Origin of the sequence: Rubrivirga sp. (assembly GCF_965213695.1) — a bacterium.
Taxonomy (GTDB): Bacteria; Bacteroidota; Rhodothermia; order Rhodothermales; family Rubricoccaceae; genus Rubrivirga.
In genome coordinates, this window is record NZ_OZ243912.1 from 3129372 (window position 1) to 3142785 (window position 13414).

The window sequence follows — 13414 nt, forward strand, 5'->3', positions numbered from 1 at the left end:
GCCACAGGACGGACGAGACGACGAACCGGACCAGATGCTCATACCTTTAGATACCCTATGCTTACTCCAGCAGCAAGTCCGTCTTGCGGTCGGCCTCGGCGCCCGTGACTCGGTCGCGGACGGTCACCGTCAGCGTGTACAGGCCGGGCTCCTGGCCCGTCGCGTCGAGGAAGAGGTACACCGTGTCGTCGGGCCGGTCGCCCTGGACCTCGAAGGCCGACGACACGGCCGGGTCGTCGCCGCCGAACACGCGGCGGGCGAGCCGGCGCAAACCCGTCGACGTGTCCTTGGGCCGGAGGCTGGCCTCAACCTCGTAGTCGCTCCGGCCGTCGGCCAGGCCGAGCCCGTACGCCTCGAAAAAGAGGTAGACCGGGTCGCCGACGCGGAAGACGCCCCACGGGGCCGGCTGGACCGAGACGCCGTCGCGGAAGACGCGGCCGGGCTCGGCGCGGTCGGCCTCCTGGGCGTCGTACGCGAGCAGGACGTCGGAGAGCAGGAGCCCGCCGGCGCGGAAGTCGGGGACGTCGACGGCCCGGCGCTGGACGGCGCCGGTGAGGCCCGAGGCCGTCTCGAACTCGAGCGAGACCTCGTAGCCATCGCCCGGCCGGGCGCTCATGGCCTCCGAGCTGGTCCACAGCCGGGTTCGGTCGAACGGGACGATCTGGGCCCCGCGCAGGCCGTAGACCGTCCGCCGTCGCTCGACGAGCAGGTCGCGGTCGGGCCCGATGAGGAACGCGCCGGTCTTGACCGTCACGTCGACGTCGTCCTGGACGCCCTGGCTCGGCATCTCGTCCTCGGCGACGGGGATGCCGTAGTTGACGTAGAGGTCGGTCCGCCCGCCGTCGCCCTTGAACGCGGCGACGCGGTACGGGAGCTGGACGGACCGGCCGGGCCCCTCGAAGGCGTAGCGCTCGGGCCGGCGCCGGACCTCGGCCTGGGCGACGAGCGCGAAGTCCATCGCGGCCGGGTTGCGGACCGACTGGAGCCCGTAGACGTCGGCCGGGACCGAGTACAGGCGGAACCGGCCGTTCCGGCCCGGGTCCTCGAACACCAACCGGAACCCGTCGCCGTAGTCCCACACGTTGAACCGGTTGGCGACCTCGACCCCGGCCGGCGCGTCGTCGTTCGGCGCGAACGCCTCGTCGCGCCCGGCGAACTGCTCGACGACGAGCCCGAACCCGCCCTCGATCACGACGTCGGTGGCCGGCGGCCCGTAGCGGACGTGGAGCCGGCCGCGCTCGGTCTCCCACCCGGCCAGGTCGAGGTCGTCGGAGCGGTAGAGCAGGTCGGCCGTGACGAGCCGGGCGTAGTGCTCGGTCTTGCGCTCGTTGACGGTGTTGAGGAAGCGGGGGTCTCGGCTGGTCCAGTACCGCTCGGCGAACGCCTCGGGGTCGGCGCGGAAGGCGGCGTGCTCGTCGGGCGGGAGGATGAGGGTGAGGTCGGTGAACGCCGCGCGCGTCTCGTCGTCCATCCGCTCGATGGCCTGGCGGAAGGCGACGTCGGCGGCGTCGAACTCGCCGAGCCGCTGGTTGACCAGCCCGAGGTAGAGCCACATCCCGGCGTCGTCGGGGAACTGGACGACCATCTCGGCGAGGTCGGGCAGGGCCTCCTCGAACCGGCCCGACAACGCCGCCAGCCGGACCACGTGGTCGTAGACGGCCCGGCGACGCGGGTCGGAGGCGAGCGCTTGTCGGAGGTGGCCGATGGCCCGGTCATACGCGGCTTGCGCGCGCGGCGCGAAGTCGGTGACCGCAACGCCGCGGCGGCGGAGTTCCTCGACGTCGAAGCGGTCGGTCAGGTCCTCGCCGGCCTGACCCGCCAGGATCTCGTCCGCCCCGCCCCGCTCCGGCTGAAGGCGGCCCTCCGTGACCGGCTGAAGGGTCCCGCCGTCGTCGTCGAGGGCCCGGTCGCGCTCGGAGTCGAGGCCGGAAGTCCGCTCGCCGACGGACCGGAAGGCGAGCCCCGGCAGCTTGACCGCGTTCCGATACTGGTAGTAGTCGACGATGGCCTGGACGCCGAGCTCTTCGTGGGCGAACGCGTTCGTCGAGTCGAGCGCGAGGAGCCGGCCCGCCAGCTCGCGCCGCCGCCGGAGCCGGTACATCTCCTGGAAGAAGTTCCAGGACTGCCCGCGGAACTGCTGGAGGTTGGCGACGAGGTAGACGACGTTGGTCGGGTCGAGGTCGATGGCCGCCTCGATCTCGCGACCTGCCCGGCCCTCGTCGCGGGCCGGGTTCCGCTCGTCGTAGAGGACGCGGGCCAGGAGGTAGCGCGCCTCCGCGTCCTCGGGCGCCCGGTCGACGGCGCGGCCGAGCAGGCGGACGGCGTCGTCGAACCGCCCCTCCCGGTACGCCTCGCTGCCCTCTGCGAGCGAGGCGTTGGTCTGGGCACAGGGCGCCGCCACGACGATCAGCAGCAGAACGACGGAGACGAAACGGCGCATCGGGCGGGCGTGGGGACGGCACGAACGGGACGGCCGGGCACGGCCGTATGCCGGGGCCCGTCGGTGCCCAACGTCGCCCGCGTCGCGTCTTCGGTCAAGGCACGAGCGCCGGCCCGCCTAGGACTACCGCTCCTTCATCACCCGGTCGAGCCGGCGCTTCGACTCCCGGTCGGCGATGGTCTGCCGCTTGTCGACGGTCTTCTTGCCGCGCCCCAGCGCGAACGACACCTTGGCCCGGCCGCCTTTGAAGTACAGCTTGAGCGGGACGATGGTCATCCCCTTCTGCTCGGTCCCCTTGCGGAGCTTCTCGATCTCGGCCTTGTGGAGCAGCAACCGGCGCATCCGCCGCGGCTCGTGGTTCGCGTACCCACCCATCTCGTACGGCGGGATGGTGCAGTTGACGAGGTCGACGCCGTCGCGGCCGAGCTTGACGAACGCCTCCGCGAGCTGGGCCGAGCCCTGGCGGAGCGACTTGACCTCGGACCCGGTGAGCACGATCCCCGCCTCGAAGTGGTCGCCCAGTTCGAAGTCGTACCGCGCCCGGCGGTTGGTGACGATGGTCTTGGTGCCGTCGGCCATGGGTCGAGAGCCGGCGAGGGCAGGTTGGAGGCGCTAGGCCTCGTCGTCCTCGTCGTCGTCGGGGTCGCTGGGGAGTTCGAGGAACGGGATCGGCGGGACCTCGGACAGGGTGCCGGTCTGGAACAGGTACTCGGCCAGCTCGTCCAGGCCGTCCGTCGCGTAGCCGTCGAGCGTGAGCTGGTACGTGCCGACGCCGTCGTGGAACAGGCCGTCCGAGACGGGCGCCTCCTGGGCCGCGGCGCGCAGGCGCAGGCCGGCGACGGCGTCGAGCGTCCCTTCGAGCGCGGCCAGCAGGCCCCACGGGTACGGCCGGAGCGTCAGGTCGGTCCACTCCTGCCCGGGGTCGAGCACGAAGGCCCCCTCGGGGACGTCGTCGCGGTAGTCGACGAGCGCGGCCGACGAGGTCTCCAACACGTCGCCGAGCGGCCGGGCCGGGTCGCTCAGGGCGAACGTGGCCGCCGACCCGTAGTGCTCGCGCAGGACGAGCTGGGTCAAGAGCGCCTCCTGGGCGTCGCGGGGGTCGAACGCAATCGTCTCGATGGCGTCGAGCGCCGAGCCGACCACCAACCGGCGGCGCGGGCTCCGCTCGCCCGCCAGCACGACGCCGGGGACGACCTCCAGGCCGGTGTACCCCCGCAGCACGTCGAGCGTCGGGACGAGCGCCAGGTCGACGCCGCCCGCGTCGAGGGCCGCCCGCGCCTCGTACGGCTCGATCTCGACGACCTCCGTCACCAGGTCGGCGAGGGCGGACGCGAGCGCCCGGGCGGGCGGGACGGGCCAGACGGCGAGGCGCATCGGTCAGGGCGAGGGGCATGAGGCGAAGGGCACGGGAAGGGTCCGACAGCCCCTCGCCACACGCCCCCGGCCGCGTGCCCTTAGCTGCGGCGGCGCTCGGTGATCCGGGCGGCCTTGCCGCGGAGCCCGCGGAGGTAGTACAGCTTGGCCCGCCGGACGCGCCCGTAGCGGACGACCTCGACCTTGGCGATGCGCGGACTCGCGAACGGGAAGATCCGCTCGACGCCGACGCCGTTCGAGATCTTGCGGACCGTGAACGACTCGGCCACGCCGCCGTTCTGGATCGCGATCACGACGCCCTCGAACAGCTGGATCCGCTCCTTGTCGCCCTCGATCACGCGGACGTGGACGCGGACGGTGTCGCCGGCGTCGAACGTGGGGATGTCGTCGCGGAGCTGGGTGGCCTCCACGAGGCCCATGAGATCGGTCGCCATGGTCGGTTCGGTCTTGAGGTGGGTGAGCGCCGATGCCTCGGGCGCGAACGAGGAAGGTAGGGAGCGGGCCGGGCCAAACGGGGCCAGGGCACGGTCTACGGGGATTCTTCGCCCGCCGCGTCGGGGTCGCCGGGCGGGCCGTCGGGCAGGAGGTCGGGGCGGCGGGCGCGCGTCCGCTCCAGGCGTTGGGCCTCGCGCCAGGCCAGGATGGCGCCGTGGTCGCCCGAGCGGAGCACGGGCGGCACCTCCATCCCCCGGAAGTCGGCCGGGCGCGTGTAGCTGGGCGCGTCGAGGAGCCCGTCCTGGAAGCTGTCGGACAGCGCCGAGCCGGCGTCGCCGAGCACGCCCGGGACGAGGCGGGCCACGGCGTCGATGAGCACGAGCGCCGGCAGCTCGCCGCCCGAGAGCACGTAGTCGCCGACCGAGACCTCGCGCGTGACGAGCGTGTCACGGACTCGCTGGTCGACGTTCTTGTAGTGGCCGGCGATCAACAGCAGCCGGCCTTTCAGCGACAGCGCATTCGCCATCGGCTGGTCGAGCGTCTCGCCGTCGGGCGTCAGGAAGACGACCTCGTCGTAGGGCCCGTGCTCGGCCTGGAGCGCCTCGACGCAGGCGAACAGGGGCTCGGGCTTGAGCACCATCCCCCCCATCCCCCCGTACGGGACGTCGTCGATTTGGCGGTGCCGGCCGGGCGCCCAGTCGCGCAGGTCGTGGACGGCCACCTCGACGAGCCCCTTGTCCTGGGCCCGCTTCAGGATCGAGTGCTCCAGCGGGCTCCGCACGAGCTCGGGCAGCGCGGTGACGAGGTCGAAACGGACCATGAGGGTTCGCAGGTTGAGCGAGTGGGGCGGGTTTGGCAGGTTCCCAACTTGCGGAACTCGCGGAACCGGCCCGACCTGCCGAACCCTACTCGTCGAACAGCCCCTCGGGCGGGCGGACGTAGAACCGGCGGGCGTCGAGGTCGAGGCGGACGACGAACTCGTCGACGTCGGGGAGCAGCACCTCGCCGCCGCCGACGCGGTCGATGGCGATCAGGAGCTGGGCGCCCTCGTAGAAGTCGCGGACGGTCCCCAGCACGTCGCCCGGTTCGCCGGCCTCGTCCACGCCGACGACCTCGAAGCCGATGAGGTCGTGGAGGTAGGCCTCGCCTTCTTCGAGGGTCGGCAGGTCGTCGGGGTCGGCGAAGAGCCGCTCGTCGCGGAGCCCCTCGGCGGCCTCGAGCGACTCGACGCCGGCCAGCGACAGCAGGACGACGGTCCGGCCCTTGGGGTACTGGAACCGGACGCCCTCGACCTCGACGGCCCGGGCTTCCTCGGCGCTCGCGCCGACCCAGAGCCGGTCGAGGTCGGCGAACCGCTGGGGGTCGTCGGTCTCGGGGACCACCTTCATCTCGCCGCGGACGCCGTGCGTCCGGCCGACGCGGCCCATCAGGATCAGACGGTCGGGGTCGAGTGCCATAACGGAAGACTCAGATGGGACGTTCGCAGTCTGAAGCTCGGACCGCCCCCAATCCCCCGGAGCGTCATTCCCGCGCACGCGGGAATCCACACGGTGTGGGCGGGATGGCATGGATTCCCGCTTTCCCGGGAATGACGGCATGAGGGAGAAAGCCAACTGCGTACGTCCTGTCAGAAACAGACGGGCGGGGCCGGCGCGTGCCGACCCCGCCCGACGGGTGACCGGTCGCCTACGACTTGAGCGACTCGAGGTAGGTATCGAGGCCCGCCGTGTCGCCGGCGGCGAGCAGGCGGGCCTGCTCGGGCCACGTCTCCTCGTTGCCGGCCGTTGTGGACCCGGCCTCGGCGATGAGCTCCTGGATCCGCTCGACGGACGTCTCGGCGAGGGCCGCGAACGTCGTGACGCCGGCATTTGTCAGGATGCCCGAGTACGTCGGGCCGATGCCGTTGACCGTGGTGAGGTCGTCGGCCTCGGCGGTGGGCGCCTCCTCCGTCGCGACGGTCTCGGGCTCGGCGACCGGCTCGGCGGCGGCCGTCCCCGGGGGCGTGTCGCCGGTGGGGGCGTCGCCGGCCGTGCCCGCGACGTCGGGGGCCTCCGTCGCCGGCGCGGCCTCGACCGCGTCGGCCTGGGACGCCCCGGCGTCGGTCTGGTCGGCCATCTCGGCGCCGGTCTCGTCGGCGACGGCCTCCGGGGTCTCGGCCTCGACGGCCGGCTGCTCTTGGGCCGCGTCCGGGGCCTCCTCGGCGACGGTCTCCGGCGTGGCTTGGGCGACGGCGGCGTCGGCACCCTCGGCCTCGGCGGCGGCCTGCTCGGCGGCCTGGACGGCCGGGTCGGCGTCGGTCGGCTGGGCGTCGGCCTCGTCCGCGGCCGGGGCGTCGGCGGCGGTCGTGAGGGCCTCGGAGTCGGCGGCGGCGGCGGCGGCCTCGTCGCGGGCGGCCTCGGCGGCGGCGCGCTCCTCGGCCTCGGCCGCCTCGCGCTGGGCCCGGAGCTCGGCCTCGCGCTCGGCGCGGGCCTTGGCGAGCTCGGCGGCCTTCTCCCGAGCCGCGGCCTTCTCGGCAGCGAGGGCCTCGGCCCGGCGCTCGGCGTTCGTCTTCTTGGCGGTCGACGCGACCTTCTCGGCCCGGCGGGCCCGGAACTCCTCGACGGCCACCTCGATCTCGCCGTCCTCCTTCCCCTGGCGCGTGAGGGCCCAGCGGAGCAGGATCCCCTCCTTTTGGAGCAGGTTGCGGACCGTGTCGGACGGCTGGGCGCCCTGGCCGAGCCAGTACAGAATGCGCTCCGCGTCGAACCGGACGGTGGCCGGCTCGGCGACGGGCTCGTAGCGGCCGAGGTCCTCGATAAAGCGGCCGTCGCGGGGCGAGCGGCTGTCGGTGGCGACCAAGCCGAAGACGGGGTGCTGCTTCCGCCCCATGCGGCGGAATCGGAGCTTGACGGACATATGCGGAGGTACTAGGTACGGGGTACGGAGGTACGATTCGGGAGACGAGGGGTGAACCGGGGTGTACCTCGTACCCCGTACCCCGTACCGGCTGGGCGCTAGCGCCCGGCCAACAGTTGGGTGGGGTCGACGGCGCGGCCCTTGCCCTGGAGCTTGGACATCGTCTTCATCATCTTCTTCATCTCGCGGAACTGCTTGAGAAGCGCGTTGACGTCCTGCACTTCGAGGCCGGCGCCCTTGGCGATCCGGCGGCGGCGCGAGCCGTTGATCTGGTCCGGCGTGGCCCGCTCGAACGGCGTCATCGACTGGATGAGCGCCTCGATGTGGCGGAAGGCGTCGTCGTCGACGTCGATCTCCTTGATGGCCTTGCCGACGCCGGGGATCATGCCCAGGAGGTCCTTCAGCGACCCCATGTTCTTGATCTTCTGGAGCTGGTCGTAGAAGTCCTGCAAGTCGAACTCCTGGGACCGGAACTTGCGCTGGAGCTTCTCGGCCTCCGCCTCGTCGAACTGCTCCTGGGCCTTCTCCACGAACGAGACCACGTCGCCCATCCCGAGGATGCGCTGGGCCATCCGGTCCGGGTAGAACTCGGTCAGCGCGTCGAGCTTCTCGCCGGTCCCGGCGAACTTGATCGGCTTCTCGACGACCGAGCGGATCGACAAGGCGGCCCCGCCGCGCGTGTCGCCGTCGAGCTTGGTCAGGACGACGCCGTCGATGTCGAGCCGGTCGTTGAACGCCTTGGCCGTGTTGACCGCGTCCTGGCCCGTCATCGCGTCGACGACGAACAGGATCTCGTCGGGCTCGGTCGCCGCCTTGATGGCGACGACCTCGTCCATCATGGCCTCGTCGACGTGGAGCCGGCCGGCCGTGTCGATGATGATCGTGTCGCGGCCCGTCCGCCGCGCTTCGGCGACGGCCTGGCGGGCGACCTCGACAGCGTCCTTGACCGGCACGCCGTCGGCGCCGCGGATCGAGAAGACCGGCACCTTGACCTGGCCCGCCAGCGTCTCGAGCTGGTCGACGGCCGCCGGGCGGTACACGTCGGCCGCGGCCACCATCGGGCTCCGGCCCTTCGACTTGAGGAAGAGCGCGAGCTTGCCGACGAACGTCGTCTTGCCGGCGCCCTGGAGCCCGGCCACCAGGATCACCGTCGGCGGCTTCTTGGCCGTGTTGAGGTCGACGTGGACGTCGCCCAGGAGGTAGACGAGCTCGTCGTAGACGTGCTTGACGAACTGCTGCCCCGGGTTGACCGCCTGGAGCACCTTGTCGTCGGTCACGTGGGCCTTCACCTTGTTGGTGAAGTCCTTGGCGACCTGGTAGTTGACGTCGGCGTCGAGGAGCGCGCGGCGGACCTCGCGCATCGTCTCGGCGATGTTGAGGTCGTTGATCCGCCCCTCGCCCTTCACGTTCTTGAGGGCGACGTCGAGCTTGTCGGACAGCGTGTCGAACATTCGGAGGGGGCCGGGTGGGACGGGGGGGGGGCCGCGGGGCTGCCAGTGGGGCAGGTCGCGCGGGCGAGGGCGGAGCCGCAGAGTGCCGAAGCCTTCACCGGAGCGGCCGGACCCACGCCCGGGGTGTCCGGGACGAGGCGACGACCAAGGTACCGGACGCGCCCTCGGCGCCCGGTGAAGCGATGGTGGATCAGCGAGGCCCGCTCGGCCGCCCTACGACGCCTGCTCTCGCTCTCGCTCGGTGGCCTTCGGCGGGGCCAGGTCGAGCGCGGGCGGGAGCTCGGTCCGGTCGAGGACGGCGAGCGCGTCGGCCAGGGTGTGGCACGAGTGGGCCTCCTTGCCCCGTACCCTGGCCGTCAGGGCGAGCATCTTCGAGAAGAGGCTCTCGCCCAGCGAGCGGCTCTCGACGAGCACGTCGCGCCCGGTCTGCCCCTCGATGGTCTCTCGAAGGATGGGACCGACGTCCGTAGGCAAGACGATGTGGGCGCTCACGCGCGAGCAGTCCCAGATCGCGTCGAAGTCCGACTCCCAGTCGGGGTCCTCGTGCACGGTCTCCACGATGGCCAGCATGTCCTCGCCGGACAGCCGGCCCGTCATCCGGGCGAGCGCGAGCCGGGACCCGGGGTCGACGCGGTAGACGAACGCGGACTCTGGACCAAGGCGCATGGTGGGGGAGGGTAAAGCCGAACCGTCGAAAGGCTTGCGATACCGGAACCTGTCCGGGTCGTTCCGAGCTCCGGGCTCGCCGCCCGGAAAGACGGCGCTGTCCTACGCGGTGCCGCCGACGCAGCCGGCTACGGCGTCCGTCCGAGCGCCTCGACCACGGCGCCCGGGTCGTCGGCGAAGAGCCCGTCGACGCCGGCGGCGACGAGGGCCCGCACCTCGCCCGCGAGGTCGCCGTGCGTGGCGGGGTCATCGCCCGCGCGGAGCGGCGGCGGCAGGAAGGCGTTCTCCGGCCGGAGCGTCCAGACGTGGACCGCGAGCCCGGCCGCGTGGGCGTCGGCCACCAGCGACGACGGCGCGAGCGTCTCCGGGTCGAGCACCATCGCCTTCGCCACGCCGACGGCATCGGCAACCGTGGCGACCGTCGCCAGCCCGTCGGGCGTCGTCATGGCGTCGTAGCGGAGCTCGGGGCGGTCGGCCGGGCCGGCGCCGGGCATCGCGAGCTGGACCAACCGGAGCCGGGTCAGCCCCCGCAAGAGCTCCAGATTGCCGACCTCGAACGACTGGATCCACACGGGGTCGTCGGGCGACGTGTAGCCCGCGCCGTGGAGCGCCTCGACGAGCGGCGCTTCGAGCGGCAAGCCGATCCGGCGGAAGTACGTCGGGTGCTTGGTCTCGGGGTAGAGCCCGACGCGGCGCCCGTGCGCCTCGCTCAGCGAGTCCGCCAGCGCCAGGACCTCATCGAACGTGGGGACCTCGAACCGGCCGTCGTAGGCCGCGCTGGCGGGGCGGAGGTCGGGCAGCCGCTCGACGGCCCGGAGCGTCTTGAGCTCGGCGAGCGTGAAGTCCTCCGTGAACCAGCCCGTGGCCTCGGCGCCGTCGATGGTCTTGGTCGTCCGGCGGTCGGCAAAGTCGGGGCGCGAGCCCACGTCGGTCGTCCCGGAGATCTCGTTCTCGTGACGGGCGACGAGCACGCCGTCGCGCGTCATCACCAGGTCCGGCTCGATCACGTCGGCGCCCTGCTCGACGGCGAGCGCGTAGGCCTCGAGCGTGTGCTCGGGCCGGTGGGCGCTCGCGCCGCGGTGGGCGATGACCAAGACGGAGTCGGCGGCGGTCACGGCGAGGAGCAGGGCGAGGGCGAGCATCGGACGGCTGGAGATCGCCGCAAGATGGCAACGCCGGGCGGCGGGCGGATGTCCCCGCCGTCATCCCTCAGCGTTCCAGGCTGGGAGCGAAGCGACGTGCCGGAAAGCGGGGGGCCGGGCCGTCACCCCAACGACGTACCGACTCTAGCGCCGTGACACGGTGCTCGTGAGCGGACCCCCTGGCCGTCCGCCCCTCGCTCCGCTCAGCGGCCGGACGGCCTGTCCCCCTTCGAGGGCAGGGCTGTTAAGTTCTTTTTCGACCACTCAAATAACACGAGTCATTCCCGCGCACGCGGGAATCCATGCGGCGCTCCGCCCACGAGCAGGACCGTATGGGTCCCCGCCTGCGCGGGGATGACTATTGGTTTTACTGGGTCGATTGCGAGAGGCGAGCAGAACTTAACGACCCTGCCCTTCGAGGGGGACAGCTCCTGCGGCACGGAGCGGAGCGATGGCCGCGGGAGCGGGGGGTCGGCCTACGACCAATCTGGCGTCGCTCTAAAACCCTTCGCCCTCGAAGTCGCCGCCGCCGCCGTCGCGGTCACCCCGGTCGCGGTCGCGACGGCGCTCCTGCTGGCCGAACGAGTACGAGAACGTCACGCCGACCTGCCGGCCGCCCCACGTCCGCGAGAGCCTCTGGAAAAGCTCGGGCTGGTCGAGCGTGTAGGCGAACCCATTCTGGTTGAACGGGTCGCGGAGCTGGACCGTCAGTGCGGCGCGGTCGTCGAAGAGCTTCTGGCGGACCGCGAGGTCGACCGAGATCCGGGAGGCGACCCGGGCCTGCTCGGTCTCGATGGGCGCGCTGTAGCGGGCGGTCGTCTGGAGCGCGAGGCCGCCCAGCCCCAACCGGTCGCCCACGTCGTAGGTCGCGTTGAGCCGGCCGCCCCAGCTAAAGCCGTCGCTGGCCACGTCGCCCGTCGAGGTCGTGGTGCCGTCGGTCTTGAGGCGGAACCCCTCCAGGCTGCCGTAGCCGCTCAGCCCACCGAGGTCCTCGAACGACGAGACCAGCTCGACGCCGTAGCTGTCCGACGTGGCCAGGTTCTCGAACGTCCGCACCGTCACGCCGTCGTCGCGGACGGTCAAGAAGCGGCGGATGACGTCGGTCGTGTGGCGGTAGTAGGGCGTGAGCGAGACCGAGCCCCACGGGACGAACTGGGTCACGCCGGCCTCGACCGCCGAGACGTACTCGGGCCGGAGCGCCGGATTCCCCTGGCGCACGTTGAGCGGGTCGTCGAACGACGGGAACGGGTTGAGCGCCCGCGTCCGCGGCCGGTTGATGCGGCGGCTGTAGCTGGCCTTGAACGTCGTCGCCTCGGTCGGCGCGAACGACAAGAACGCGCTCGGGAAGAGGCTCCGGTAATCGTTGTCGAACGACTCGTCGGTGGTGCGCAGGTCGAACGTCGTCCGGGCGTCCTCCAGGCGCAGGCCGACCTGGGCGCCGAGCGGCCCCCACTCGCCGCCGCCCTGGACGTAGAGCGCGTGGACCGTCTGGTCGAAGTCGAACGTGTTGCTGGTGGACACGTCGGGCGCGAACACGCCGTCGGCGCCGGCCGTCTCGGCGGCGAGGTCGCTCTCCAGGACCTCCCAGTCGCCCTTGTAGCCGGCGTCGAGGCGGAGCACCCCGAACGGGCGCGTGTAGTCGACCTGCACGGACGCCTCGCGTTCGAGGTCGCTCTGGTCGGCGCGGCGGGCCGGCGTGAGGTCGCCGGCACCGCTGAGCAGCGTCTCGACGTAGGTCTGCGACTCGGTCTCGTCGGAGACGTCGGCGCGGGCCTCGACGGTGAGCCGGTGGTCCTTGCCGAACTGCTGGACGAGCCCCAAGCGGGCGTCGAGCGACTGGCCGTCCTCGAGCTCCGTCACCTCGCGCGCGAACCCGAACACCGACGACCCGTCGACGCCCTGAACCAGCGTTTGCCCGATCTCGGTCTCGTCGCCGCTCCGGGTGCCGATCTGGAGCTGGGACGTGAGCGTCGTGGCCCGGCTGAACGAGTAGTCGGCCGAGAGGTTGACGAGCGCCGAGGTCCGCGTCCGGTCGTCAGACTCCTGCTCGGTCCGCGTGGTCGGGTCGGCTTGGTAGCGGTTGATGCGGAAGCCGTCGCCGCCGCCGGGGCGGGCGTCGTTGCGGAGGCCGACCGTCGCCGCGAGCGACCACGGGCCGCGCCCGTAGGTGAGGGCCGCCGTCCCATCGACGCCCCCGTTCGAGTCGGTCCCGGCCGTGAGCGTCCCGCCGACGCCGCGGTCCGTGTTCTGCTTGAGCACGACGTTGATGACGCCGCCCACGCCGTCGGGCTCGAACGCGGCCGACGGGTTGGGGATGATCTCGACCCGCTCGACCGAGCCGGCCGGCAGGCTCGCGAGGTACGACGCCAGGAAGTCGCCCTGGACCGGCGCCGGCCGGCCGTTGATGAACACGGCCACATTCCCGGCCCCCCGCAGCGACACGTTGCCGTCGACGTCGACGTCGACCGAGGGCAGCGTCGCCAGCACGTCGGTGACGTTGCCGCCGTCGGCGACGGGGTCGTCGGCCGTGTCGTAGACGGTCCGGTCGATCCGCGTCTGGACTTGCGTTCGCCGGCCCGTCACGCGGACCTCGGCGAGCGCCTCGGCCGCCGGCACGAGCCCGATCGTCCCGAGGTCGGTCTCGCCCGCTCCCACCGTCACGGCCCGCTGGCGCGCGTCGTCGTAGCCGACGAAGCTGGCGACGACGTCGTAGGTCCCGGCCGCGAGCCCCTCGATGCGGAAGCCGCCGTCGAGCGCGGTCGTGGTGCCGCCGGCGAGCGTCGAGTCGGCGCCCGTGATCTGCCAGACGGCGACCGTCGCCGTGGGCAGCGGGAGGTCGCCGTCGAGGACGCGGCCGGTCACGGCGCCGGTCTGGGCCAACGCGAGGGGCGCCAGCAGGACGAGGAGGAACGGGAGGACGCGGGACATGGGACGGAGTTGGGTGGCGTGGGGACCGTTTATGGGCCGCCCGGCCCGACGTTTCGGCCCGTGGCACGAACCGCACGACGGCG

The 13414-nt window shown here is 72.3% G+C and carries 11 protein-coding genes; all 11 read right to left on the reverse strand.

From position 1 onward, the window contains the following. Positions 1-61: 61 nt before the first annotated feature. The gene (locus ACOOHE_RS13860) at positions 62-2440 is read right to left on the reverse strand and encodes a tetratricopeptide repeat protein (protein WP_420454679.1); all 2379 of its coding nucleotides are present in this window, start codon (positions 2438-2440) and stop codon (positions 62-64) included. A 123-nt stretch (positions 2441-2563) separates the two neighbouring features. Then, on the reverse strand, positions 2564-3019 hold the full coding sequence (gene smpB / locus ACOOHE_RS13865; RefSeq protein ID WP_420454680.1) for an SsrA-binding protein SmpB: 456 nt from the start codon (positions 3017-3019) through the stop codon (positions 2564-2566). Positions 3020-3052: 33 nt separating this feature from the next. After that, positions 3053-3814 (reverse strand): MqnA/MqnD/SBP family protein, encoded by a 762-nt coding sequence (locus tag ACOOHE_RS13870; RefSeq protein ID WP_420454681.1) that lies wholly within the window; start codon positions 3812-3814, stop codon positions 3053-3055. Between the two features lie 80 nt (positions 3815-3894). Continuing rightward, positions 3895-4248 (reverse strand): 50S ribosomal protein L19, encoded by a 354-nt coding sequence (rplS, locus tag ACOOHE_RS13875; protein ID WP_420454682.1) that lies wholly within the window; start codon positions 4246-4248, stop codon positions 3895-3897. A gap of 95 nt (positions 4249-4343) precedes the next feature. Then, entirely contained in the window at positions 4344-5069 is a 726-nt protein-coding gene (gene trmD, locus ACOOHE_RS13880) for a tRNA (guanosine(37)-N1)-methyltransferase TrmD (protein WP_420454683.1), read from the reverse strand. 85 nt (positions 5070-5154) lie between these two features. Then, positions 5155-5706, reverse strand: a complete 552-nt coding sequence (rimM, locus tag ACOOHE_RS13885; RefSeq protein WP_420454684.1) for a ribosome maturation factor RimM — start codon at positions 5704-5706, stop codon at positions 5155-5157. 229 nt (positions 5707-5935) lie between these two features. Next, entirely contained in the window at positions 5936-7144 is a 1209-nt protein-coding gene (gene rpsP / locus ACOOHE_RS13890) for a 30S ribosomal protein S16 (protein WP_420454685.1), read from the reverse strand. Between the two features lie 98 nt (positions 7145-7242). Next, positions 7243-8595, reverse strand: coding sequence for a signal recognition particle protein (gene ffh / locus ACOOHE_RS13895; RefSeq protein WP_420454686.1), 1353 nt, complete (start codon positions 8593-8595; stop codon positions 7243-7245). Between the two features lie 213 nt (positions 8596-8808). Next, positions 8809-9261: a hypothetical protein gene (locus tag ACOOHE_RS13900; RefSeq protein WP_420454687.1), complete on the reverse strand. Its 453-nt coding sequence runs from the start codon at positions 9259-9261 to the stop codon at positions 8809-8811. A 128-nt stretch (positions 9262-9389) separates the two neighbouring features. Next, positions 9390-10403: a glycerophosphodiester phosphodiesterase family protein gene (locus ACOOHE_RS13905; RefSeq protein WP_420454688.1), complete on the reverse strand. Its 1014-nt coding sequence runs from the start codon at positions 10401-10403 to the stop codon at positions 9390-9392. A 498-nt stretch (positions 10404-10901) separates the two neighbouring features. Beyond that, positions 10902-13331: a TonB-dependent receptor domain-containing protein gene (locus tag ACOOHE_RS13910; RefSeq protein WP_420454689.1), complete on the reverse strand. Its 2430-nt coding sequence runs from the start codon at positions 13329-13331 to the stop codon at positions 10902-10904. Positions 13332-13414: the final 83 nt, after the last annotated feature.

What these genes read in the sequence shown, in the direction of transcription:
- rplS (WP_420454682.1), bottom strand. Translation starts at nt 4,248, where the DNA reads ATGGCGACCGATCTCATGGGCCTCGTGGAGGCCACCCAGCTCCGCGAC.
- ACOOHE_RS13910 (WP_420454689.1), bottom strand. Translation starts at nt 13,331, where the DNA reads ATGTCCCGCGTCCTCCCGTTCCTCCTCGTCCTGCTGGCGCCCCTCGCG.
- trmD (WP_420454683.1), bottom strand. Translation starts at nt 5,069, where the DNA reads ATGGTCCGTTTCGACCTCGTCACCGCGCTGCCCGAGCTCGTGCGGAGC.
- ACOOHE_RS13900 (WP_420454687.1), bottom strand. Translation starts at nt 9,261, where the DNA reads ATGCGCCTTGGTCCAGAGTCCGCGTTCGTCTACCGCGTCGACCCCGGG.
- rimM (WP_420454684.1), bottom strand. Translation starts at nt 5,706, where the DNA reads ATGGCACTCGACCCCGACCGTCTGATCCTGATGGGCCGCGTCGGCCGG.
- rpsP (WP_420454685.1), bottom strand. Translation starts at nt 7,144, where the DNA reads ATGTCCGTCAAGCTCCGATTCCGCCGCATGGGGCGGAAGCAGCACCCC.
- ACOOHE_RS13870 (WP_420454681.1), bottom strand. Translation starts at nt 3,814, where the DNA reads ATGCGCCTCGCCGTCTGGCCCGTCCCGCCCGCCCGGGCGCTCGCGTCC.
- smpB (WP_420454680.1), bottom strand. Translation starts at nt 3,019, where the DNA reads ATGGCCGACGGCACCAAGACCATCGTCACCAACCGCCGGGCGCGGTAC.
- ACOOHE_RS13905 (WP_420454688.1), bottom strand. Translation starts at nt 10,403, where the DNA reads ATGCTCGCCCTCGCCCTGCTCCTCGCCGTGACCGCCGCCGACTCCGTC.
- ffh (WP_420454686.1), bottom strand. Translation starts at nt 8,595, where the DNA reads ATGTTCGACACGCTGTCCGACAAGCTCGACGTCGCCCTCAAGAACGTG.
- ACOOHE_RS13860 (WP_420454679.1), bottom strand. Translation starts at nt 2,440, where the DNA reads ATGCGCCGTTTCGTCTCCGTCGTTCTGCTGCTGATCGTCGTGGCGGCG.